The sequence below is a fragment of the Candidatus Amarolinea dominans genome, from assembly GCF_016704685.1.
In the GTDB taxonomy this organism is placed as follows: domain Bacteria; phylum Chloroflexota; class Anaerolineae; order SSC4; family Amarolineaceae; genus Amarolinea; species Amarolinea dominans.
In genome coordinates this window covers 99,128-121,915 of the sequence record NZ_JADIZS010000010.1, presented here as the reverse complement: position 1 = coordinate 121,915, position 22,788 = coordinate 99,128, and the positions used below count along the sequence as shown (strand labels likewise).

The 22,788-nt window shown below is 63.2% G+C and carries 16 protein-coding genes and 1 pseudogene; 9 read left to right on the top strand and 8 right to left on the bottom strand.

What is annotated here, in order from left to right:
• Window positions 1-82 precede the first annotated feature (82 nt).
• On the bottom strand, window positions 83-3,961 hold the full coding sequence (locus tag IPF85_RS08190; protein ID WP_343407580.1) for an ABC transporter substrate-binding protein: 3,879 nt from the start codon (window positions 3,959-3,961) through the stop codon (window positions 83-85).
• 270 nt (window positions 3,962-4,231) lie between these two features.
• Between IPF85_RS08190 and IPF85_RS08185 the strand changes: the two genes are divergently transcribed.
• The gene (locus IPF85_RS08185) at window positions 4,232-4,498 is read left to right on the top strand and encodes a hypothetical protein (RefSeq protein ID WP_343407579.1); all 267 of its coding nucleotides are present in this window, start codon (window positions 4,232-4,234) and stop codon (window positions 4,496-4,498) included.
• Window positions 4,499-4,551: 53 nt separating this feature from the next.
• On the opposite strand, the gene IPF85_RS08180 is transcribed toward IPF85_RS08185, so the two are convergent.
• The 4 genes and pseudogenes from IPF85_RS08180 to IPF85_RS08165 form a co-directional block, all read right to left on the bottom strand.
• On the bottom strand, window positions 4,552-5,994 hold the full coding sequence (locus IPF85_RS08180) for an aminotransferase class I/II-fold pyridoxal phosphate-dependent enzyme (RefSeq protein WP_343407578.1): 1,443 nt from the start codon (window positions 5,992-5,994) through the stop codon (window positions 4,552-4,554).
• 59 nt (window positions 5,995-6,053) lie between these two features.
• Window positions 6,054-7,467, bottom strand: a pseudogene (locus IPF85_RS08175) (aldehyde dehydrogenase family protein).
• A gap of 20 nt (window positions 7,468-7,487) precedes the next feature.
• A complete protein-coding gene (locus tag IPF85_RS08170) occupies window positions 7,488-8,903 on the bottom strand; it encodes a tyrosine phenol-lyase (RefSeq protein ID WP_343407577.1) in 1,416 nt (471 codons plus the stop codon).
• 41 nt (window positions 8,904-8,944) lie between these two features.
• Window positions 8,945-9,406, bottom strand: coding sequence for an Lrp/AsnC family transcriptional regulator (locus tag IPF85_RS08165; RefSeq protein ID WP_343407645.1), 462 nt, complete (start codon window positions 9,404-9,406; stop codon window positions 8,945-8,947).
• A 411-nt stretch (window positions 9,407-9,817) separates the two neighbouring features.
• Here IPF85_RS08165 and IPF85_RS08160 point away from each other — a divergent pair, with 411 nt between their 5' ends.
• From IPF85_RS08160 to acs, 5 genes are all read left to right on the top strand, one after another.
• Window positions 9,818-11,218, top strand: a complete 1,401-nt coding sequence (locus tag IPF85_RS08160) for a cation:proton antiporter (RefSeq protein WP_343407576.1) — start codon at window positions 9,818-9,820, stop codon at window positions 11,216-11,218.
• Window positions 11,219-11,421: 203 nt separating this feature from the next.
• Entirely contained in the window at window positions 11,422-11,790 is a 369-nt protein-coding gene (locus tag IPF85_RS08155; RefSeq protein WP_343407575.1) for a nucleotidyltransferase domain-containing protein, read from the top strand.
• Window positions 11,791-12,079: 289 nt separating this feature from the next.
• Window positions 12,080-12,616, top strand: a complete 537-nt coding sequence (locus tag IPF85_RS08150; protein ID WP_343407574.1) for a hypothetical protein — start codon at window positions 12,080-12,082, stop codon at window positions 12,614-12,616.
• A gap of 83 nt (window positions 12,617-12,699) precedes the next feature.
• On the top strand, window positions 12,700-13,083 hold the full coding sequence (locus IPF85_RS08145; RefSeq protein ID WP_343407573.1) for a nuclear transport factor 2 family protein: 384 nt from the start codon (window positions 12,700-12,702) through the stop codon (window positions 13,081-13,083).
• Window positions 13,084-13,243: 160 nt separating this feature from the next.
• Complete coding sequence (acs, locus tag IPF85_RS08140; RefSeq protein WP_343407572.1) at window positions 13,244-15,154, top strand: acetate--CoA ligase; 1,911 nt, start codon at window positions 13,244-13,246, stop codon at window positions 15,152-15,154.
• Window positions 15,155-15,292: 138 nt separating this feature from the next.
• Here the strand turns inward: acs and IPF85_RS08135 are convergent, their stop codons facing one another.
• Both IPF85_RS08135 and IPF85_RS08130 read right to left on the bottom strand, forming a co-directional pair.
• On the bottom strand, window positions 15,293-15,793 hold the full coding sequence (locus IPF85_RS08135) for a redoxin domain-containing protein (RefSeq protein ID WP_343407571.1): 501 nt from the start codon (window positions 15,791-15,793) through the stop codon (window positions 15,293-15,295).
• A gap of 42 nt (window positions 15,794-15,835) precedes the next feature.
• Window positions 15,836-18,766 carry an FAD-linked oxidase C-terminal domain-containing protein gene (locus IPF85_RS08130; protein WP_343407570.1) on the bottom strand — a complete coding sequence of 977 codons (2,931 nt, stop codon included), beginning with the start codon at window positions 18,764-18,766 and terminating at the stop codon, window positions 15,836-15,838.
• Between the two features lie 248 nt (window positions 18,767-19,014).
• Here IPF85_RS08130 and IPF85_RS08125 point away from each other — a divergent pair, with 248 nt between their 5' ends.
• The 3 genes from IPF85_RS08125 (at window position 19,015) to IPF85_RS08115 (ending at window position 22,426) form a co-directional block, all read left to right on the top strand.
• Window positions 19,015-19,872, top strand: coding sequence for a 3-hydroxybutyryl-CoA dehydrogenase (locus tag IPF85_RS08125; RefSeq protein ID WP_343407569.1), 858 nt, complete (start codon window positions 19,015-19,017; stop codon window positions 19,870-19,872).
• A gap of 152 nt (window positions 19,873-20,024) precedes the next feature.
• Complete coding sequence (locus IPF85_RS08120) at window positions 20,025-20,576, top strand: cohesin domain-containing protein (RefSeq protein WP_343407568.1); 552 nt, start codon at window positions 20,025-20,027, stop codon at window positions 20,574-20,576.
• 116 nt (window positions 20,577-20,692) lie between these two features.
• Window positions 20,693-22,426, top strand: a complete 1,734-nt coding sequence (locus tag IPF85_RS08115) for a proline--tRNA ligase (protein ID WP_343407567.1) — start codon at window positions 20,693-20,695, stop codon at window positions 22,424-22,426.
• Here IPF85_RS08115 and IPF85_RS08110 read toward each other — a convergent pair.
• The gene (locus IPF85_RS08110) at window positions 22,423-22,788 is read right to left on the bottom strand and encodes a hypothetical protein (protein WP_343407566.1); all 366 of its coding nucleotides are present in this window, start codon (window positions 22,786-22,788) and stop codon (window positions 22,423-22,425) included. The two genes, IPF85_RS08115 and IPF85_RS08110, sit on opposite strands and share 4 nt — an antisense overlap.

The window sequence follows — 22,788 nt, the reverse complement described above, 5'->3', positions numbered from 1 at the left end:
CACGCAAGTGGCTACAAACTGGCTACAAATGGGTGTTTTTAGGGGGAAAAATCAACGAGTTTCGAGGCAATTTGGCGCCAGGTCAAGGCTCGATGAGGACGTCTTGCCAGAACCACCATTCGAGTGCGGAGGTGGGAAAGCGTTTGATGCGGGGTTTGAGGAGCAAGGAGTAGCGGGCGTAGAGGAGCGGCACCAGCGCAGCCTCGCGGATTAGAATCTGCTCGGCCGCCTGATAGAGGCGCACACGCTTGTCCTGGTGCGGGGTGACGCGCGCCTCTTCGACCAGGGCTTGATACTGGGGATGGCGCCAGCCGCCGTAGATGCGGCGAAAGATCACCTCACGCAGGAAATTGTCGGGGTCGGGGAAATCGGCGGCCCAGGCGGTGATGCGCAGCGCGGGGCGCGTGGTCAGCAGACGATCCACCAGCTGCCCCACCGGCACAATGTCCCAGTCAACCTGCACGCCCAGGTGTTGGCGCCACTGCTGCTGGGCGTAATGGCAAATGGGGTCGGTGCCGGCGTGGCTCAGCGCGGTCAGGGGCGGCAAACCGCGGCCACCCGGATAGCCGGCCGCGGCCAGGGTTGCGCGCGCGGCCTGCGGATCAAAAGGCAGGGCCAGGCCAGGGCTGTGCGCGGGCATGCCGGGCGGAATGAAGCCGCCGCTGGCCGGAAATTCGTAACCGCGCTGCACCACCTCGGCCAGGTAGGTGCGATCAAGCGCCAGGGCCAGGGCGCGCCGTAAGAGAGGATTGTCGAATGGCGGCTGCGAGGCATCGAACTGCAAAATCCACGAGCGCAAGGTGGGCAGCGACACGTAGTCGCCGGGAAAACGCTGGCGGGCGCGATCTTGCATGCCGGGTGAGGCGCCTTCCAGGTTGAGCACATCGAGTTGATCGGCCTCATACGCGGCCAGGCCGGCGTCGTAGCTCAGGCCCAGGGATAGTTCCACCCGTTCGATGTTGCCGGCACAGCGGCCAAAGTAAGCCGTGTTGCGCACCAACGAGAGGCGCTGGCCCGCTTGCCAGGCAGCCAGGCGATAGGGGCCATTGCTCACAAAATGCTCCGGCTGTGTCCAGGCTGCGCCCTGTTTCTCCACCACATGCCGCGGCACCGGGTACCAGGCGCTGCAGGCCATCAATTGCAGGAAGTAACCCGTGGGCCGCTCCAGTTCCACCAGTAGCGTCAGATCGTCCAGCGCATGCACGCCCACCTGGTCAATGTGGGTCAACCGGCCCTGGCGATAGGCCTCTGCGCCCTTGATGTCGTCGAACGACAGGCCCAAGAATGGCGAACGCGGCGTGCCGCCCAGGATGCGCTTCCAGGCATACTCGAAGTCGCCCGCGGTCACCGGCCGGCCGTCGCTCCAGCGCACGTCCTCGCGCAGATGAAAAACGTAGGTCAGGCCGCCGTCGCGCACATCCCACGCGCGCGCCACCGCCGGCACCACGCCCAGGTCAGGCGTGCGTTCGAGTAGGCCGCGAAAAAGCAGGTCGGCCGTGCCGCTGGTGTAGAATTCCCAGGTTTGCGCCGGGTCCAGCGCCGTTGGTTCAGTCCAGTTGATGCGAAAGGTCTGCGGCTGGCGCGCGGCCGGCGGCAGGGGTTGGCTGCTGCTGCGCTGCCAGAGGGCAAATCCCCGTTCGTAGGCCTGGCGCGCCTGCGGGAATTGAAACGCGGTGTGATAGGTCAAAGCCAGCTTCATGAGCGTACGCGCGCTTTGCTCATACTCGCCCATCTGCTCCAACAAGGCCAGCGCTTGCTCGTAAGCCTCCACTGCCGCCTGGTGCGCATACAGGCCGCGCGCACGGTCGCCCAGCAGCAGCAGGTACGTCACGGCCTTGCCTGTTTCCTGGCCGTGATAGGTGTGGCGGGCGGCCGCGTGATGCAGCGCCAGCGCCGCCAGCAGCTCATCATCGGACAGACCCTGCCCGCGTGCCGGTCGCCGCGGTGCAGCGCCTGGTTTATCGCGTTGCGTCAGCGCGCTGATCTCGAACGCAAAAATCTTCTCCAGGGCTTCGGCCGCCCGGTGATGCAGGAGCAGACGCCGGCCCACGCTCAGGTGCTGATAGACAACCGAGCGCACCAGTTCATGCAGAAAATGGTAGCCCGCCGCGTGTTCGCCAAGCAACTGGCGGGCTAACAGTTCTTCGCTGGCGCTGATTGACTCCAGTTCATCACGGCCGGCGGTCAGGTACAGCACATCGCGGCGCATGGCATTGCCGAGGATGGCGCCGGCTTCCAGGATTTGGCGCGCCAGGGGCGTCAACCGTTGCAGGCGTATCTCAACTGCCTGGCGCACGGTGTCCGGCAGCGGCAGATCAGTTTCCTGGGCGGCCGTTGTCGCTTGCGGCGGCCAATTGCCGGCCTCCATGAGGGCGCGCAAGGTCTCCAGGAGAAAGAAGGGGTTGCCGCCCGTGACCCGGTGCAACTGCACAACCGTCGTATCAGCGAGGATTGTCGCCCCGGTCATGAACTGCGCCAGGCGGCGCACCATCGGCACATCCAGCGCGCCCAGGTCAATTTCGGTCAACACGCCGGCGCGTGCCAGGCTGTGGCGTAATTCGTGCAGCGGCGCGGCCTCTTCACTGCGCACGGTGGCCAGCACCAGGATGCGGCTGCCATACAGCCGGCGCCCCAGGTAGGCCAGCCAGTCAAGGGTGGCCGCGTCCGCCCAGTGCAGATCATCCAGACACAGGACCAGCGGTTGAATTTCAGCCAGGTGCAGGACGATCTGGCTGAGGGCATTGAGCAGGTGCAAACGCGCCTCCGCCGGATCGGCGCTGTCAGGCAAAGGCGTCGCGGCCTGGCCGAACGCAAGCTCCGGCAGCAGACGCGCCGCCTGTTGGCGCCACACCGGGGCCGCCTGTGACACGAGCGTGGGCAGATCGGGGAGCGAACGCAGGGCCTCGCCGACCACCTGGTAGGGCAGGACATGTTCAGTGCGCTGCGCGTCGCCCAGGCCCACGAAGAGCGCAGCCCGTTCGCGCGCGGCGTTGACAAACTCATGCACCAGCCGTGTCTTGCCGATCCCCGGCTCCCCGTTGATCCAGACCACGTTGCCCTGGCGGCTCTGCGCGCGTGCGAACTGCTGTTGGAGCTGACGCAGCGCTTCGTCGCGCCCGAGCAAGGGCACATCAGCGCCGGGCAGCGCTACCCACGCCGGTCGCGTCTGCGGTTGCGCCAGGCGCTCCAGTTGTCCGTACAGAATGGCCTGGTAAGCAGCGCGCGTGGTATCCAGGGGATGCGTGCCCAACTCGCGCTCCAGGACGGCGACCAAACGGTCGAACTGGCGCAGAGCCGCGACGCGGTTGCCGCTGAGCGCGTAGAGCACCATGAGCGCGCGGTGAATTTCCTCACGCACGTCATCCTGCGCCAGGTAATGCTGCGCCAGGGCAATGCCGGTCTCATAATCGCCCTCAGTCTGGCAGTGCTCGAGCACAGCACTGACCGCGGCGTCGTAGGTGTTGTGCAACGTTTCCCGTTCGTGCTCCAGCCACTGCTCGTACTCGGCGCTTTCAGGGATCGTCAGTCCTGGCAGGAAAGGCCCGCGATACAGGTCGAGGGCGCGGCGCAACGCCGCGCGCCGCCCGGCGCCGGTTGGCGTGGCACACAGGCTCGCAAACGCGTCCACATCAGACCAGACCAGCGCCGGGTCCAGGCTGACGTGATCATCGCTCAGTTGCAGGAGGTTCGGCTGGGGGAAGGCGCGGCGCAGATGGGTCAGCAGGTGCGTCAGGTTGCGGCGTGCGGCGGTCTGGTGTGCGTCCGGCCAGAAGAGGAACACCAGATCGTCACGTGCGACCGGGCGCAGACGAACGGCCAGGCGCCAGAGCAGCGCGCGTGCCTGCCGGCGTGTAATGGCAAGTGGGCGGCCCTGCCAGGAAATCTCGCTTGAGCCTAAGACGCGCAGTTGCAGCGGAGCAGTGGGCGTGGTTGCGGAGGGTGGGACCTGTGGTACGGACACGGATGCTGTCTTCTCCCCCAATGGCGAGAAACTCCTTTTATTGTACTTTACATCAAGTCGGCGGAACGTGCAATCTGGGGGGAGAATGAGGAATGAGGAACGGAGACCGGAGACCGGAGACCGGAGAACCCCCGCCTTCCACGCATCCGGTCTCTGGTCTCTGATCCCTGATCTCTCTTCAGAGACCGGAGATTGGGGGGCTTGTTTGGGAGGTGAGAGGGTTGTATAATGGGGGTATGGTGATTGTGATGTGGGTGAGGAGGTGATTGTATGACTTGGACAGAGGTTCAGCACGCGTATCCTGAGCAGTGGGTGGTCATGGAGGCGTTGGAATCACAGAGCGACGATGAGCAGTGGAAGGTGGATTCTGTGGCGGTGCTCGAAAGCTGCGCGGATGGGATGGCGGCGATGAACTGTTACCGGCACTTCCATCAGCAATACCCGCTGCGCGAGTTTCTCTTTCTCCATACAAGCCGCAGCAAACTGCAATTCCGAGAACACCGCTGGATGGGCATTCCTACACCAATTGCAAATTGAGTTTGCAGTGTGATAATCTGCCCCCAGCGTGGTGCTGGGGGCAGATTCCTTTTTCAACGCCTGCCGGCCCACAGCGCCTGATCGAGGTCGGCGATGATGTCGGCGGGGTGTTCGGCGCCGATGCTGAGGCGGATCAGGTTGCCGGACACGCCGCCCAGGTTGCGGCCAGCCTCGCCCTGCTGTTGATGGGTGGAGATGGCCGGGATCGTGGCAACACTCTTGATGCGGCCCAGGTCGGTGGCGCGCCAGACCATCTGCAGGTTGTCGAAGACCCGGCGCGCGGCCTGCGCATCATCCTTGACGGTGAAGCTCAGCAGGTAGCCGTAGCGGTTGACCTCCTGGCCGTAATCATCGGCGCCGTCAGCCAGCCACATGTAACGGGCGGCCACATCATGGCCGGGGGTGCTTGCCAGACCGGGATAGCTCACCTCGGCCACGGCCGGGTGATCCGCCAGGAAGTTAGCGACCTGCATGGCGCCGCGGCTCATCTGATCGAGCTTGGGGCGCAGGGTGCGCAGGTCATTCAGCGTCATCAGCGCGTTGAAGGGGCTGAGCGCCGGGCCATGATCGCGGAAGGGCAGCAGCTTGGTGTAGATGGCGAAATTGGCGCGCATCTCGTCCGAGCCAACCCGGCTGGGAAGATCGTGGCGGGCAACCAGCGCGCCGGCAATGGCAAAACCGCTGGAGGCCATGGCCTTGCTGACCGAATGCACGACGATGTCCGCGCCGTGCTGCAAGGGGCGCATGAGCGCCGGCGTGGCCACGGTGGCATCCACGATCAACGGCACGCCGTGCGCATGGGCCAGGTCGGCCACCGCGGCCAGGTCGAACATGCCCAAACCAGGGTTCGAGGGCATTTCGCCAAAGACGAAGCGCGTGTTGGCGTCCATCTTACTGGCCCATTCATTGACATCGAGCGGATCGCGCACCCAGCGCACCTCGACGCCCCGCTCGGCTGCGTAGCGGCTGAAGAGCATGAAGGTGCCGCCGTAGCATTTGGCGCTGGTGACAAAATTCATGGGGTAGCTGCCGTGCCCGTTGCTGCGGCTGGAGGCCGGCGTCACGACCAGGAAGGGATTGGTCGCCATGAAGATGGCGCTCATCCCCGACCCGGTGACACAGGCGCTAACCTCACCGGCGTAGCCATAGCCTTCGAGCAGGGCCAGCGTTTCTTCCAGGTAGTGCAGGGTGGGGTTGGCAATGCGCGAGTAGGTCCACGATGGCATCTGGTAGGCCAGCGCAACTTCCATGTGATTGCTGTTCTCGAAATGCTGCGCCGGGCTGAGAAAGGCCGGCTCCAGGATGCTGCCTTGATTGGCCAACGCCTCCCGCATGTCATACATGCCATGCACGGCGATGGTGTCGAACTTCTTGGCGCGCATGATGGCGCGGCGGGCCGCGGCGGCCTGGCTCATCTCCTGCCCGCGCGCCAGGTAATCCTGCACGCTGGCCGATTCCGCGACGGTTGTCATGCTGACTGACATGGTCGTTGACATGAATTACATCTCCTCTTGGCGGCTCATCCGCGCCCGTCTCACAGGTTTTACAGCAGGTTTTACAGATTGAAGCAAACCACTTTTGGCTCTGTCATCTCATGGACCGCGAATCGAATTCCTTCGCGACCCAGGCCGGACCCTTTGACGCCGCCAAACGGCATGGCATCAATCCGGTAATCGGTGCTATCGTTGATCATCACCCCACCCACGCGCAGTTCGCGCATGGCCTGGAACGCGCTTTTGCAGATCGCGGGTGAAGATGCCTGCCTGCAAGCCATAGTCCACGGCATTGGCGCGCTGGATGGCATCTTCCAGGTCGCGGATACGGGAGACGATCGTCACCGGACCGTAGATTTCCTCCTGCGCCAGCGCGCAGCTGTCCGGCACATCGGTCATGACAGTGGGCGCATAGAAATTACCGTGGCGCTCGCCGCCGCACAGCACGGTGGCGCCGGCCGCGATGGCCTCGTTGACTGTGCGCTCGATGCGCAGCGCTTCGGCGCGATTGATGATGGGGCCCATGTCGGTGGCTTCGTCCAGCTTGTCGCCCACGCGGTAGGCGCGCGCCCCCGCGACGAAGCGCGGCACAAACGCGTCGTAGATGGCTTCGTGCACCAACAGGCGCTGCACGTGCAGGCAGTTCTGTCCGGCCGCCCAAAACGCGCCGCTGACGTTGGCGCTGACCGCAAGTTCGAGATCCGCATCGGCCATCACGATGACCGGCGCATTGCTGCCCAACTCCATGCCCACCTTCTTCAGCCCGATCTTGCGCATGATCGTTTCACCGGTCGCGCGACTGCCGGTGAAGGAGATCATGCGCACGCGCGGATCGCTCACCAGAAGATCGCCCACTTCGCTGCCGCGGCCGGTAATCACCTGCAACATGCCGGCCGGCGCGCCGGCCTCTTGAATGGCCTCGGCCAGGCGCAGGGCGCTGAGCGGCGTCTCCGAATGAGGCTTGACGATGATGGTGTTGCCGGAGGCCAGGGCCGGGCCAATCTTGTGCGCCACCAGGTTCAGCGGGTCGTTGAAAGGCGCAATCGCGCCGATGACGCCGATCGGTTCACGGATGTAGAAGCCAAAACGATTTTCGCTGCCCTGACGTTGATCGAAGGGGATGGTTTCCCCGGTCAGGTGACGCGTCTCCTCCGCGCTGATGCGCAGGGTGTCCACGCAGCGTGACGCCTCCTTACGCGCCTCGCGAATCGTCTTGATGCCCTCGCGGGCAATGGTGTAGGCGAATTCTTCACGCCGCGCCGCGACCAGGTCCGCGGCCCGTGTCAGGATCGCGTGGCGCTCATGCACCGACAGACGCCGCGTCCGCTCGAAGCCGCAGACCGCCGCTGCGATGGCCGCGTTCATATCGGCTGCGTTGGCCTGCGGCACCGTATCAACCAGGCTGTCATCCTGCGGGTCACGCACTTCCATGCGCGCCGCCCGCTCGACCCACTCACCATTCAACAACATTTTCATGATCTATTTCCTCTGCGTCCTCACGCCAGCGGCTCGAAGCGGGCCTGGAAGAAGCGCAGATACTTCGGCTCGTAGACCATGCGCAGACCGTGGGTCTGGTCACGGTTGTCGTAGACAATCTTGAGCGACTCCGCGACCACGTCCATGTGCGCCTGCGTGTAGACGCGGCGCGGAATGGTCAAGCGGGTCAGTTCCAGCTTGGGGTAGTTGTGATCCCCGGTCTTGGCATTGCGCCCGGCGCTGACGACGCCGCGCTCCATCGAACGGATGCCCGAATCGAGATACATCTCGGCCGCCAGGGTCTGCGCGGGAAATTCGCTTTGCGGGATGTGCGGGTAGAAACGGCGTGCGTCCACGAAGATGGCATGGCCGCCCACCGGTTGCACAATCGGAATGCCCCAGTCGGTGAGCAGTTGGCCCAGGTAGCGCACCTGACCGATGCGGGCGCGGATATGATCGTCCTGCATAGACTCGGCCGTGCCGATCGCCATCGCTTCCATATCGCGGCCAGCCAGGCCGCCGTAGGTGTGCAGGCCCTCGAAAACCACGACCAGGTTGCGCAGTTCCTCGAACAGGTCCCAGTCGTTGACGGCCAGCCAGCCGCCAATGTTGACCAGGCTGTCCTTCTTCGCGCTCATCCACGCGCCATCGGTGTACGAGCAAAACTCCAGGACAATGGCCGCAATCGGCTTGTCGGCATAGCCCGGCTCGCGTTCCTGGATGAAGTAGGCGTTCTCGGCCATGCGCGTGGCGTCGAGATAGATTTTGACGCCATAGCGGTCGCACAAGGCGCGCAACTGGCGCGCATTCTCCATGCTGACCGGCTGCCCGCCCGCCATGTTGACCGTGCCGGCCAGGCTGACATAGGCGATGTTGGCGGCGCCCTTCTCCTGGATGAGCGTTTCCACCTTCGCCAGGTCCACATTGCCCTTGAACGGGTGCATGTCGGCGGGGTCATGGGCTTCGTCAATGATCACATCCACGAAGATGCCGCCCGCCATCTCTTGGTGCAGGCGCGTGGTGGTGAAGTACATGTTGCCCGGCACATACTGCCCCGGCTTGATGCTGGTCTGGCTCAACAGGTGTTCCGCGCCGCGCCCCTGGTGAGTGGGCACCATGTAGCGATAGCCGTAGTAGGTCTGAATCGCGTTTTCCAGGTGGTAGAAATTGCGGCTGCCGGCATAGGCTTCATCGCCCAGCATCATGCCGGCCCATTGACGATCGCTCATCGCGCTGGTGCCGCTGTCGGTCAGCAGGTCAATATAGACATCGTCCGAGCGCAGGAGAAAAGTGTTATAGCCGGCCTCGACCAGCGCCTTCTCCCGCTCGGCCCGGCTCACCATGCGCAATGGCTCCACCATCTTGATCTTCCAGGGCTCCGCCCAGGAGCGGCGGCCAAACTGCTGGCCCATCGTTTGTGGGGTTGATTGTGTCATCGTTGACGCCTCCCTTGTAAGTCGAACGCTGAATGCTGAATTCACCCAATCGGCAACGCCGTCGCCGACTTGATTTCACTGAACACCACGCTGGTGTGAATGCGGGCCACGCCGGGCAGCGGGGTCAGGTTGCCCACCACAAAGCGCTCCAGGTCCTGGCGGTTGCGAATGACCACCTTGAGGAGGTAATCGTACTCACCCGTCAGGTGATAACATTCGAGCACTTCCGGCATCTGGCGTACCGCCTGGCGGAAGCGCTCCACCTGCTCCAACTGATGCATCTGCAGGCTGATCTGGATGAAGCAGAGCAGATCGAAACCGAGCTTCTCACGATCCACAATGGCTACCGCCGCCTTGATGTAGCCCTGCTGTTGCAAGCGCCTGATACGCGCATGCGTGGCCGGCGGCGACAAATTGACGCGGCGGGCCAGTTCCACGTTGCTGATTCGCCCGTCGGTCTGCAACTCACGCAACACCTGTAAATCTATCTCATCCAGTCCCATGTCTTGCGAACTATTTAACACAATTGACCTCCAAAGTCAATAGATATTCGGAAGAAAAAGTTCATCAACGAAGAAGAAGCGAAACAGGATCGGGTTGACCTTATTTTATTCCATTTGCCGCCATCTGTAAAGCCCCTGGCTGAACAATCGAAATGACCGCCTGACGGTGTCCACCGCGCCAGGGCGCAACGGCCGCGCTGGCCCCAAACGGGCCGCTGCAACCCGCGCCAGAATCTCCGACCCGCGGTGTGCAACCGGTTCCGGGCGCCATTTTGTGCAATGTGCCAAGACAGAGCGCGGTCTTTGCGTGCAAAATAACGTGGTTTTGGCTCAGCCGCAGCATTACAATAGCCACACATCCACGACCAGCGCACGCAGACACAAACGCACGCAGAAGTTTCGGAGAACTGCATGAAAATCACCTTGAATCGTTTGATGACGCCCGTAGCTCTCTTGGCCATGGTGCTGCCGTTTGTGCAGGCCCTGGCCGAACCGGCGCAAAGCCTCAGTGTACCCTCCACGTTTGTGTGGATCGTTCTCATTTTGCTGGCCGCCAGGACCGCCAGCCTGGTCGAGCGCATCGGGCAGCCGGCCGTCCTGGGCGAGCTGTTGGTGGGCGTCCTTCTGGGCAATCTCGCGCTGGTGGGCCTGAATGGCTTGGAGCCGATCAAGACCAACGAGATCATCAAGTTCCTGGCCGAGTTGGGCGTCGTCATCTTGCTCTTCCAGGTGGGCCTGGAATCGAACGTGCAGCAGATGCGTCGCGTCGGCATGCGCGCTCTCTCGGTCGCGCTGGTCGGCGTCATGGCGCCCTTCCTGCTCGGCGCCTACCTGGTTGGCCCTCTCTTGCTGCCCGGTTTGCCATCGGTGGCCTATCTCTTCATTGGCGCCATCCTCACCGCCACCTCGGTCGGCATTACGGCGCGGGTTTTCCGCGACCTGGGCCAACTGCAGACGCCTGAGGCCCAGGTGGTGCTGGGGGCCGCGGTGATTGATGATGTCATCGGCCTGATCATCCTGGCCGTGGTGTCGGCCATCGTCAGCGCGGGCACGGTTGACCTGGGCGCCATCGTTGGCATCACCGGCAAGGCCATCGCCTTCCTGGTCGGCGCCATCGTCCTGGGCCAGGTTTTGGCCGCACGCCTGGGCCGCGTTTTTTCCAAAATCCACACCGGCCTGGGCATGAAGTTCACCCTGGCGATCGCCTTCGCCCTGCTCACCGCGCACTTCGCCGAAGCCATCGGCCTGGCGCCCATCGTCGGCGCCTTTGCCGCCGGCCTGGTGCTCGACCCCGTCCATTTCCAGCATTTCGAGGACCCCAAGATCATGGCCGATTTGCGTCAGGCCATGGTCGGCGCGCCGGCCGAGGTCAAGGCACGAGTGCAGACAGTCATCACCCATCACCTGGATCGCCACATCGAGGACCTGCTGGAGCCGCTGGGACATTTCCTGGTGCCGATCTTCTTTGTCCTGACCGGCATGAGCGTGCGCCTGGAAACTCTGCTCGATCCAGGCACGCTGATGATCGCGCTTGGCATCACGATCGTCGCCTTCGCGGGCAAGATGGTCTCCGGCCTGGTCGCCGGCCCCGTCAATCGGGTGATCGTCGGCCTGGGCATGATCCCGCGCGGCGAGGTCGGTTTGATCTTCGCCGCGTCCGGCCGCGCCCTGGGCGTTATTTCTGATCAGGTCTTCTCCATCATGGTGATCGTAGTCATCCTGAGCACCCTGCTCACACCTCCCCTGCTCACGCTGTTCCTCCGCCGCGCCACAGCCATTCCCCAACCCGAAACGTCCGCCGTACCAGCCTGACCCCACTTCCCCCTCGGCAGGCTGGCTGCTCCACGCATCGCCGGGCAAGCCGGCAACGGCCTCACCCACGAGCGATCCTTATCCGGTGGGCCTGCGCCCGGGTTGGATGATGGCCCGGCACACACGATTCGATTGACTCGGCGCTCGTTTGGGTCTATAATCTAGCTGGTATGGTTGTTATTGCGTCAGGATGGATGAAGACTATGAGAACGATTGACCGCGATTTACTGCAGGAAGTGACACGACGACTGGTTGAGCAATTTCAACCAGAGCAAGTCATTCTGTTTGGCTCACAAGCCTGGGGTAAGCCAACCGCAGACAGCGACATTGATCTGATGGTCGTTGTTGCGCACAGTGACCTCACGGACTATGAACGCTCGCTGCTTGGACATCGCTGTTTGAAGGGCCTTGACATTGCCAAGGACGTCGTCGTGAAAACTCGCGCGGAGTTCGATTTTTTCCGCGACGTACGCGCCTCGTTGGAATTCAAGATCACTCATCAAGGAGAAATTCTGTATGACCGACGCCAAATCTCAGCTCACGCGGAATTGGCTCATCAAAGCACAGCATGACCTGGCTTCTGCGCGTGTCCTGGCTGCAAGCAACCCGCCGCTGCTGGACACGGCCATTTATCACTGCCAGCAAGCATTGGTGGAGGCACGCAATGAGACCTCGGCATTATTTCTTGTTAGCCTGGCTTGCTGCCTGCGCGCTGCTCCTGCTGAGCGCCTGCCGCGGACCGACGCCCATCGCCGGCCGCGTGACTGAGATCACCGCCACGGGGGGCGCATCGAATACGCCGCGTTCAGCCACTTTTTCTGGTTCTGTTTGTCGTTATCCTCGTTTTAGTTGGCGGTCGCTTTGCGACCCGCCGGCCCGGCAAGCAGACTGTATCCGCTCCTCACCCTCCTGTCCGCTTTTTCTGCCCGGTTGACAAACAATACTGCAAAATCGGCCCCAGATTCGACCACGTCGCATGATAACCATGTCGTCAACAATGTTATCACCGACCTGATGCAACGCGCCCGAGATGGCGGCGGCGTTTATACACTTGGGCAGCAGCCTGGAATGATGATCGAAGGTAACGTCGTGCGCAGGATGCAGGGTGATTTCGGATGCTATTACGCTGATGAAGGTTCATCGTCCATCACGTTTCAGAATAATGTTTGTGACACCGCGCCAGGGTGGCTGGATATGTGGATAGATACCGTCCATGACAATCATGTTCTCAATTCATATACCAACGTTCAAGCAATGAGAAACAACGGCGTCAACATCCAGATCGAAAACACGGTCTATGTTGACGGGCAAGCATGGCCGCCCGCGGCGCAGGCGATCATAGATCATGCCGGGTTGGAATCAGCCTATGCCTATTTGCATGACTGGTTCAATCCATAGCAGCCGCCCGCAGCAAACACACTATCTGTCGAGTCAGTTTCGGTAGGATTTTCGGTAGGATTTTCAATAGGAGGATCTTTCATATGAGCCCAATCCGGATGTCGAAATTAGAGTATGCGATGCGCATCGTGCTCGATTTCAACAAAGCCTTCAATCGTCAGGATGTCGCAGGCATGATGCAGCTCATGAGCGACGATTGTGTCTTCGAAAATACGAACCCGGCCCCCGACGGCACAGTTTATGCGGGCAAAGAAGTCGTCACGCGCTTTTGGGAGGACTTCTTCCGCGAATCGCCTCGCGCCCACATCGAGATCGAGGAGATCTTCGGTCTTGGCGAGCGCTGCATCATGCGTTGGAAATACAGTTGGGTGGACACCGAAGGGCGAAAGGGGCACGTCCGGGGCGTTGATCTCTTCCGGGTGACAAACGGCCTCATCCGCGAGAAGCTATCCTACGTCAAAGGGTAGGCCCAATCCCGCTGCCCGGTGCAAATTTACCGAATCTGGCACGAATCTGGTACAATAATGCGCCCTGACTTTTCACGACAACCCATGTGACCTCGCGCGCGCTGTCGCGTGCCGCTTGCTTTTTCTTTCGCAGCCATCATTTTCTTACAGGAGCGACCATATGAGCGAATCGGATGTCGAAACCCCCGCGGTCACAACGAGCGAGTTCTATTATCCATCTGCTGCGGTGATCGAACGTGCCCGCCTGAAGGACTGGGATGCGCTGGCACGCTACGCCGCAGAGGATCTGCAAGGCTTCTGGGCCGACGAGGCGTCAGAACTGGATTGGTACCAGCCCTGGGACCAAGTCCTGGATGACAGTAACCCACCGTTCTTTCGCTGGTTTGTCGGCGCCAAGTGCAACATCGTTCACAACGCGCTCGACCGCCACCAGGCGACGGAACGCCGCAATAAGCTGGCCCTGATCTGGGTGGGTGAAAACGGCAGCGTGCGCACCTACTCCTACTTTGCCCTCAACCGTGAGGTCTGCCAGTTCGCCAACGTGCTCAAGGCCATGGGCGTGAAGAAGGGCGATCGCGTGACGATCTACATGCCGCGCATCCCCGAAATTACCATTGCCATGCTGGCCTGCGCAAAAATTGGCGCCATTCATTCGGTGGTGTACGGCGGTTTCAGCGTGGATGCCCTGCAAGGACGCATCGAGGACTCTGAATCGAAGGTCGCGATCACCGCGGACGGCGGCTGGATGAACGGGAAGGTCGTCGAACTCAAGAAGACGATGGATGAGGCGCTCAAGCGCTGCCCGACCATCGAAACGGTGCTGGTCGTGCAGCGCACCGGTCACCAGGTCAACATGGAAACCGGCCGTGATTATTGGTATCATGACCTGATGAAGCTACCGATCGCCGGCTCCAAATGCGCCACCGAAGTCATGGACGCGGATGATCCGCTCTACATGCTCTACACCTCCGGCACCACCGGCAAGCCGAAGGCCATCTTGCACGTGCATGGCGGTTACATGGTGGGCATCTATTCGACCCTCAAGTATGTCTTCGACCTGCGCGATGACGACCGCTGGTGGTGCGCGGCCGATCCGGGCTGGGTCACCGGTCATTCGTACATCGTCTACGCACCGCTCATCATGGGCGCGACCTCGTTCATGTACGAAGGCGCGCCGACCTATCCCTATCCCAACCGCTGGTGGTCTCTCATCGAAAAGTACGGGATCAATGTGCTCTACACCGCGCCGACCGCGATCCGCGGCCTGATGCGCTTTGGTGAGTCGTGGCCGCACCGGCACGACCTGTCATCGCTGCGCCTGCTCGGCAGCGTGGGCGAACCGATCAACCCGGAGGCCTGGCGCTGGTATCACCGGGTCATCGGCGCGGAGCGCTGCCCCATCATGGACACCTGGTGGCAGACGGAGACCGGCATGTTCATGATTACGCCGACACCGGTGATGCCGCTCAAGCCGGGCAGCGGCACACGGCCCTTTTTCGGACAAGAGGTCGAAATCCTGGACGAGGCCGGCAATCCGGTACGCGATGACGAAGAGGGCTACCTGGTGCTCACGAAACCGTGGCCGGCGATGATGCGCACCATCTACAAAGACCCAGACCGCTATGTGAGCCAGTACTGGTCGAAATATCCGGGCAAATACCTGGCCGGGGATTCGGCGCGCCGTGACAAGGATGGCTATTTCTGGATCATCGGCCGCGTGGACGATGTCATCAAGGTCTCCGGCTATCGCCTGGGCACGGCCGAGATCGAAAGCGCGCTGGTATCGCATCCGGCCGTGGCCGAAGCCGCGGCCATCGGCCTGGCGCATGAGATCAAAGGCCAGGCCATTCACGCCTTCTGCATCCTGCGCCAGGGCTTTCAACCCAGCCCTGGCCTGGCCGACGAACTGCGTGCTCATGTCGGCCAGCACTTAGGCCCCATCGCCAAACCCGAAGCCGTCAACTTCGTAGACAAGCTGCCCAAGACCCGTTCCGGCAAAATCATGCGCCGCGTCCTCAAAGCGCGTGCCCAGGGCCTGCCCGAAGGCGACATCAGCACATTGGAAGAGTAACCGGGACACGCCGGAGGCGATGACCTACGGTGTGACGGGGGTTGGCCGCGATGCGAATGTTGTCACGCCGGAGGCGATGACCTACGGTGTGACGGGGGTTGGCCGAGAGGCGCATGTTGTCACGCCGGAGGCGATGACCTACGCGACGAGACCGGCCAATAATGCCGTGGCCGCGGCGGCGCCATCGGCTCCCTGGTAACCGCCGCCGATCAAACCCTGACGGTCAATGACGACAAAGGCGGGCTGCTTGTTGACGGCTTTGATGCCAAAGGCTTTCAGCAGCTCGCCTTTCCAGTCTGGCAGGATGATGACGTACGCGGCCGGCTCCTCGCCCGCCGCGAGCCGGGCCACCGACTTCTGGTACGACTCCTTGAGCGCGTTCTCCGCCATGCCTTTCAGGATGATCGGTACTGCCGACAAATCCACGGCCGTGGCAATCGTCACCTGACTTGCGCTCGGATACTGCTCGCGGATGGCCTTGATGATGCCACGACCGTCGCGCTGCGTGTCCTGATTGACGAACACCAGCACTGCCACCTGGCCGGCCAGCGCTTCCGGGCTGATCTCACGCCCCGAACCCACCGCCTTCACCTTGAACTTCGGCGCCGGCTGCCCGGCCCGCACAAACTCTGTTCCCATTCTACCTTCTCCTTTTCGATTTTCGATTGCCGATCTCCGCCCTCACTCCAACGCCTCCGCCAGCACCTCCACCACATGGCGGGCGCGGCGGCCGCTGAAATGGGCGATCTGCTGGCGGCAGGAAACGCCGTCGGCCGCGATCTGCGCCTGGGGGGCCGCGGCGAGGGCCGGCAGCAGGCGATCCTCCGCGATCTTGCGGCTGATCGCGTAATGCTCCGTTTCATAGCCAAACGCGCCGGCCATGCCGCAGCAGCCGGCCTCGATTTCGCTGATCTGGCGTCCTGGCAACAGGCGCAGAGCGGCCAATGCCGGGCCGGTGCTTACCAGCGCCTTCTGATGGCAATGCCCGTGCAGCAGAATCTGTTCCTGGCCCGGTCTGAAGGTGAGATGCAGGCGGCCCGCGCGGCGCTCCTGATCCAGGAACTCCTCAATCGTGAAACTGGCCGCGGCGAGCGCCTGCGCCTGCTCATCTCCGGGCAAGAGCGCCAGATACTCGTCGCGGAAGCTCAGAATGCAGCTCGGCTCCAGTCCCAGAACCGGCATCCCCTGGGCCACGTAGGGCGCCAGCACGCCGACGTTGTGCTGCGCCAGGCGCTTTGCCTCCGCCAGCATCCCTTTGGAAAGCAGCGGGCGGCCGCAGCACTGCCGCCGCGGTGCAATCAACACCTGGTAGCCGGCCGCTTCCAGCAGCTTGACCGCGGCCTGACCCACCGCGGGGTAGTTGTATTCGATCCAGGTGTCATGAAAGAGCAGCACCGGCCCTTGCGCCGGCCCCGCGGGCAACCCTGGCCGGCGACGCTTGAACCAGGCGCTGAAGGTCTGGTGGCTGAACAGCGGCAACGTGCGGTTGGGATGGACGCCCAGCGCGTTGAGCGCCAGCCGGGCCGCAGACGTGCGCAGCATCCAATTTGCCAGCGGGGCAACCGGCGCGGCCAGGCTGCTGAGTCGGGCGATGTGACCAAAAATCCGACTGCGCAGCGGCACTCCCTGCGCCTCCTGCACCTGGGCCAGGTATTCACCCTTGAGCCGCGTCATGTCCACGCTGCTTGGACATTCGGTCTTGCACGCTTTGCAACCCAGGCAGAGGTCCATGACATCGTGCAATTCCGGGCCGGTCAGGGCCAGCGCAGAGGGGCGGCCGCTGAGCGCCGCGCGCAGGGCGTTGGCGCGGCCGCGCGTCGAGTCCTTTTCTTCACGGGTGGCCTGGAAGGAAGGGCACATCGTGCCGCTCTCTTTGCGACAGACGCCGGCGCCGTTGCACATCTCGATCGCGCCGGCAAAGCCGCCGTCCGCGCCGAAATCGTAGTGGGTGTGCAACTCAAGGGTGTGATAGGCCGGGCCGTAGCGCAGATCGGCCCGCGGGTCAGGCCCATGCACCTTCTTGCCCGGATTGAGGCTGTTGGCCGGATCGAAGATCGCCTTGAGCTCGCACATGGCCGCGTACAGCCGCGGGCCAAAGAGACGGGCATTGAGGTGCGAGTGCGCCACGCCATCGCCGTGCTCGCCGGTCATGACGCCGCCATGACGCAGGGCCAGTTCGCAGGCGCCCTCCGCCAGGTCCACCATCAACTCCACGCCCGCGGCGGTCTTCAGGTTGACCAAGGGGCGAACGTGCAGGCAGCCGGCGCTGGCGTGGGCGTAGAAGCTGCCGTGCGTGCCATGACGTTTGAGCAGGTCGAGCACGTCGGCCACGTAGCGAGGCAGGTTGGCGACCGGCACCGACACATCTTCGATGCACGGGATCGGCTTGGCGTCGCCACGGATGCTCATCAGGATGCCCAGGCCCACCTTGCGCACGCTCCAAACCGTGGCCTGGCTGGCCGGGTCGAGCAGGCGCAGGGGCGGACGCGGCCAGCCGGCCTGGCGTAGGGTCAACGCCAGGTGGTCGAGGTGTGCGTTTAGCTCAGCCTCGCTGGCGCCGGTAAACTCCACGGCCAGGAGCGCGGCCGGCGTGCCATCCACGAAGAACATCTTGCCGGCCGTGCCGGGCTGCTGGCGCGCCAGGCCAATCAGCATGTCATCCATCAACTCCACGGCTGAGGGCTGGCACGCCAGGATGGCATTGGTTGCCTCCATGGCCGCCAGCAGGTCGTCGAACTGGCAGATCGCCAGCGCAGTGCGGCTGGGGCGCGGCACCACCGCCAGCGTGGCGCTGGTCAGGACGGCCAGGGTGCCTTCAGAGCCGGCCAGCAGCGGGGCCAGGCCTTGCGGTCGCACCGAAAAGGTGGGATGGCGGCCAGGCGCGTCGGGCAGAAGGTAGGTCAGGCCATAGCCGCTGGAGCGGCGCCAGTGGGCGGGGAAGCGTTCCTGGATGTCTTGCCCGTAGGTATCCAGGAGACGGGTCACTCCGGCATAGATGCGGGCGGCGGGCGTGTCGCCTGTGGTCCGGCTGACCCAGGCTGGATCGGTTGGCGCCAGGGTGTCGAAGCGGGCGCAACTGCCATCGGCCAGGACCACGTCCGCGCCAAGCACCTGGTCGGCAAACATGCCGTAGAGGATGGAGTGCGCGCCGGTGGCGTTGTTGGCCAGGCTACCGCCCACTGTGGCGCGTTCGGCGCTGGCGGGGTCAGGGCCGAGCATCAGGCCAAACGGTCGCAGATAGGCGTTGAGGGTGTTGATGACAACCCCAGGCTGCACCCGCACCCAGCGCGCCTCCACGTCCACGGCTTCGATCTGGTTCAGGTGGGTCGAGCAATCAAGGATGACGGCGCGGCCGATGGCCTGGCCGGAGAGGGAGCTGCCCGCGCCGCGGGCCAGGACCGGCACACCGGCCTGCGCGCAGACGCTGACCGCGGCCGCGACATCCGCCGCGTCGCGCGGAATCACCACACCGAGCGGCTCGATCTGGTAGTTGCTGGCATCGGTGCTATAGAGCAGGCGGCTGGTCGCATCGAAACGCACCGCGCCTGACACGGCCTGGCGGAGGCTATCGGCCAAATCGGCCTGGGCTATGTGTGCAACCGAGAGGGTCATGGACATCTCCCCAACGATGGATTTGCAATGGATTCCTGATCTTATGCTGCAAGCGGGAATAGACTTCACTTTTCCGCCTAAGGGGTCAGGCGCAATTCGTGCCCGCTTGCAGCACATTTTAACATGAGAGTGAGGACTTTACCAGACGCCGGGCCTACGGTGCAATTGCCAAGCATGGGCACGTTTGCTATAATCAGCCCGTGCGCCCCTCCCGTAGAAGCAAGACAAAGGAGCAAGTTCAACCCATCATGGATGTTAAAACCATCGGTATCATTGGCTGTGGCCTCATGGGGTCAGGGATTGCAGAAGTGGCAGCCAAGAGTGGTTTTCAGGTATTGATTCGTGAGCAAAATGAGCAGTTGTTGAAGAAGGGCCTGGGACGAATTGAGTCCTCCCTGGGACGGGCGGTCGCCAAAGGCAAGCTGAGCGCAGAGGACAAGGCAGCCGCGCAGACCCGCCTGTCCGGCGCCGTTGGCCTGGATGACGCCCTGGCGACGTGCGATCTGATCGTCGAAGCGGTGACCGAAGACGCAGGGCTGAAACAGGGGATCTTCCGGGCGCTGGACGCGATCTGCCCGGCGAACACCATTCTGGCAAGCAACACCTCATCCATTTCTGTGATTGATCTGGCCGCCGTCACGCGCCGCCCCAACCAAGTGTTGGGGATGCACTTCTTCAACCCGGTGCCGGTGATGCCGCTGCTTGAGCTGGTGCGCACCGTGCAAACCGACGACGCCACCCTCGATACCGCGCGCGCCGTGGGCGAGCGCATGGGCAAGAAGATGATCGTGGCCAAGGACGCGCCGGGCTTCGTGGTCAACCGCCTGTTGATTCCCTACCTGCTGGATGGCATCCGCGTTTATGAGCAGGGCCTGGCCAGCCGTGAGGACATTGACAATGGCATGATGATGGGCGCCAATCACCCGATGGGGCCGTTGACCCTGACCGATTTTGTCGGTCTCGATACGACTCTGTTTGTGGCCGATGTGCTGTTTGCGGAACTGGGGGAGACGCGCTTCAAGGCGCCGACTCTGCTGCGCCGCCTGGTCAGCGCCGGGCACCTGGGCCGCAAGAGCGGTCGCGGTTTCTATCAGTATGGTTCATAGCGGAAATTCCGTGTGGCCTCCCGGTCGGTGAGTTGCCAACGGGTATTGCCGTCCACCCCGGTAACAAGGCAGGAATCAATGGCGTCATGACGATGGTCACGTGGACGCTCTATCCCGCATGGCACTGAGATCTGATACTTCAGGAGGACAAAATGCGACGACATGGAATGGTGGCCCTGGTGTTTTGCCTGGCGGTCGCCGCGTTGACCGCGGCCGGCATATCTGGCAGCGGACCCAATGCAGCGAGTATCGCCCTCGCACCGAATCCGTTAACGCTCAGTGTCAATGACACCGGCAGCGTCAATGTGCAGATCAGCAACGCGCAGAACCTGGGCGCGTTCGAGTTCATCATTGCGTTCGATCCGGCGGTGGTTCACGCGTCGGGGGTGACGCTTGGCCCGATGCTGACCGGCAGCGGCACCTACACGGCCTATTTGCTCGGCCCCCTGATTGACAACACAGCCGGTACGGTGCGCTTCGCCGCCTACACCTTGGGCACAGGCGCGGGGCCGAACGGCAGCGGCGTGCTGGCTACGATGCAGTTCCAGGGAATGAGCGCCGGCACCAGCGGGTTGACTTTCACCAAGGTGCGCATCACCGACCGCAGTGCGGTGATTGACGCTGGCGCCGCGGCCACCAATGGCTCCGTCGTCGTCGGCTCTGGCTCCGGCCCGCGCATGTGGCTGCCCACCCTGCGCAAGTAACCACGACCTGCTCGACAATCCCTGGTCTTAGAACGGCCCCGGAAAGGAATGCCGGGGCCGTTCTGGTTTGTGACTTTGAACGCACGACAAATTGCACAAGGAATCATGCTATGCGTATGAGCCAGTTGTTTGGCCAAACCTGGCGCGAAGCGCCGGCCGAGGCTGAGATTGCCAGCCACCAGCTCATGGTGCGCGCGGCGTTGATTCGTCCCCTGGCCGCGGGCATCTTTGCCTATCTACCCCTGGCGCGCCGCGCCCTGAACAAGATCGAAGCCATCATCCGCCAGGAGATAGACGCGATCGGCGGGCAGGAGATGACCATGCCGGTGGTGCAGCCGGCTGAGCTGTGGCAGCAAAGCGGGCGCTGGGACCGCATCGGCCCCGAACTGGCGCGCTTCAAGGACCGCGGCGGCCGCGACCTGGTGCTGGCCATGACGCACGAAGAGGTGGTGGCCGACCTGGTGCGGCGCGAGGTGCGCTCGTATCGCCAACTGCCGCGGCTGGTTTATCACCTGCAGACCAAGTTCCGCGATGAGCCGCGCGCACGCGGCGGCCTGATCCGCGTGCGTGAGTTTACCATGAAGGATTCCTACAGCCTGGACGCGGACGCAGATGGGCTGGATCGGCAGTATCAGGCGCACTACCACGCCTACTTCGAGATCTTCCGGCGCTGTGGCCTGCCGGTGGTCGCGGTGCAATCGGATGTGGGCATGATGGGCGGGCAGAGTGCGCACGAGTACATGTACCTGACCCCCATCGGCGAAGATACGCTGCTGTTGTGCGATGCCTGCGGCTACGCGGCCAATCGGCAGGTGGCAACTGTGCGCAAACCACAGCCGCAGCCAGAGCCGTTGCTTCCGCTGACGCAAGTTGCCACGCCGGATACCACCACGATTGCGGCCCTGGCAGATCTGTTACAGGTGCCCGCCAGCCGTACCGCCAAAGCCTACTTCACGGTGGCGACGCTCGACCGCGCGGGGCCGGGCGTCGAGCGTTTCGTTTTTGCCGTGGTGCGCGGGGACATGGACGTCAATGAGACCAAGCTGGCCAACGTGGTGGGAGCAACCAACCTGCGCCTGGCAACCGAGGCAGAGATTCTGGCTATCGGCGCTCAGCCCGGCTACGGCTCGCCCATCGGCGCCCGCCGTGACGCCTACACACTCGTGGTGGATGACCTGGTGGCGCAGTCGCCCAACCTGGTGGCCGGCGCCAACCGGGTGGGCTGGCACCTGTTGCACACCAATCATGGTCGTGATTACCAGGCTGATGTGGTGGCTGATATCGTGGCTGCGGCCGCTGGAGATGCCTGTGCCACGTGCGCGGCGACACTGCGCAGTGTGCGCGGCGTCGAGGTGGGCAACATCTTCAAGCTGGGCACGCACTTCAGCGAGGCGTTGGGCGCGATGTTTCTGGACGCGACTGGCCGCGAAAAACCGGTAGTCATGGGATCGTACGGAATCGGGGTGGGGCGCCTGCTGGCTTGCGTGGTGGAGGAGCATCACGACCGGGCGGGCATCGTTTGGCCGCTGGCTGTGGCGCCGTACCAGGTACACCTGGTGGTTTTGGGCCGCAAAGCGCCGGCCGCGGTGGCAGCGGCCGAACAACTCTATCGCGACCTGTGGGCTGCGGGCATCGAGGTGCTGATGGATGATCGCGACGAAAGTCCCGGCGTCAAATTCAACGACGCGGACTTGATTGGCTTGCCGCTGCGTATCACGGTGGGCGACCGCAGCTTGAAGGCAGGCGGGATCGAGTTGAAGCCGCGTCGCGGGGACGAGACACGCCTGGCGCCGCTGGCCGACATCATCGCAACCGTGCGCGCAGCACTGGCCGATCTGCAGGAAGGCTAACCGGTGGTCATGGCGCGGGTGGCGGCCATGGCGGCCATGAAGAGCGCCATGAGGCCGTAGATCAGGGCTTCGCTGCGGGTCGTCTTGCCGCCGGTGAAGGCGAAGGTGGCAGGGATGAGGATCATCATCAGGATGCCGTAGAGATAGTGGATCAAACGGGCCGGCCGGCCGCCGTTGACATACATCACCATCCCCAGGATGGCCTGGGCCAGAAAGAGCAGCTCGCCAATCGCCAGGATGCCCCAGAGATTACCGTCAATGTCCCGGCGTCGGAAGTAGATGGCCAGCGCCCAGATGCCGGCAATCGCCAGGAACAGCACGCCGGCGTTGCCGAGGTTGTGATGGATGACTTGTAGTGACAT

Excerpts from the sequence above, each read along its gene's own strand:
- IPF85_RS08130 (WP_343407570.1), bottom strand. The coding sequence starts at position 18,766 with ATGACCCTCTCGGTTGCACACATAGCCCAGGCCGATTTGGCCGATAGC.
- IPF85_RS08125 (WP_343407569.1), top strand. The coding sequence starts at position 19,015 with ATGGATGTTAAAACCATCGGTATCATTGGCTGTGGCCTCATGGGGTCA.
- IPF85_RS08180 (WP_343407578.1), bottom strand. The coding sequence starts at position 5,994 with ATGTCAACGACCATGTCAGTCAGCATGACAACCGTCGCGGAATCGGCC.
- IPF85_RS08145 (WP_343407573.1), top strand. The coding sequence starts at position 12,700 with ATGAGCCCAATCCGGATGTCGAAATTAGAGTATGCGATGCGCATCGTG.
- IPF85_RS08185 (WP_343407579.1), top strand. The coding sequence starts at position 4,232 with ATGACTTGGACAGAGGTTCAGCACGCGTATCCTGAGCAGTGGGTGGTC.
- acs (WP_343407572.1), top strand. The coding sequence starts at position 13,244 with ATGAGCGAATCGGATGTCGAAACCCCCGCGGTCACAACGAGCGAGTTC.
- IPF85_RS08110 (WP_343407566.1), bottom strand. The coding sequence starts at position 22,788 with ATGTCACTACAAGTCATCCATCACAACCTCGGCAACGCCGGCGTGCTG.
- IPF85_RS08120 (WP_343407568.1), top strand. The coding sequence starts at position 20,025 with ATGCGACGACATGGAATGGTGGCCCTGGTGTTTTGCCTGGCGGTCGCC.
- IPF85_RS08135 (WP_343407571.1), bottom strand. The coding sequence starts at position 15,793 with ATGGGAACAGAGTTTGTGCGGGCCGGGCAGCCGGCGCCGAAGTTCAAG.
- IPF85_RS08165 (WP_343407645.1), bottom strand. The coding sequence starts at position 9,406 with ATGGGACTGGATGAGATAGATTTACAGGTGTTGCGTGAGTTGCAGACC.
- IPF85_RS08170 (WP_343407577.1), bottom strand. The coding sequence starts at position 8,903 with ATGACACAATCAACCCCACAAACGATGGGCCAGCAGTTTGGCCGCCGC.
- IPF85_RS08160 (WP_343407576.1), top strand. The coding sequence starts at position 9,818 with ATGAAAATCACCTTGAATCGTTTGATGACGCCCGTAGCTCTCTTGGCC.
- IPF85_RS08155 (WP_343407575.1), top strand. The coding sequence starts at position 11,422 with ATGAGAACGATTGACCGCGATTTACTGCAGGAAGTGACACGACGACTG.
- IPF85_RS08115 (WP_343407567.1), top strand. The coding sequence starts at position 20,693 with ATGAGCCAGTTGTTTGGCCAAACCTGGCGCGAAGCGCCGGCCGAGGCT.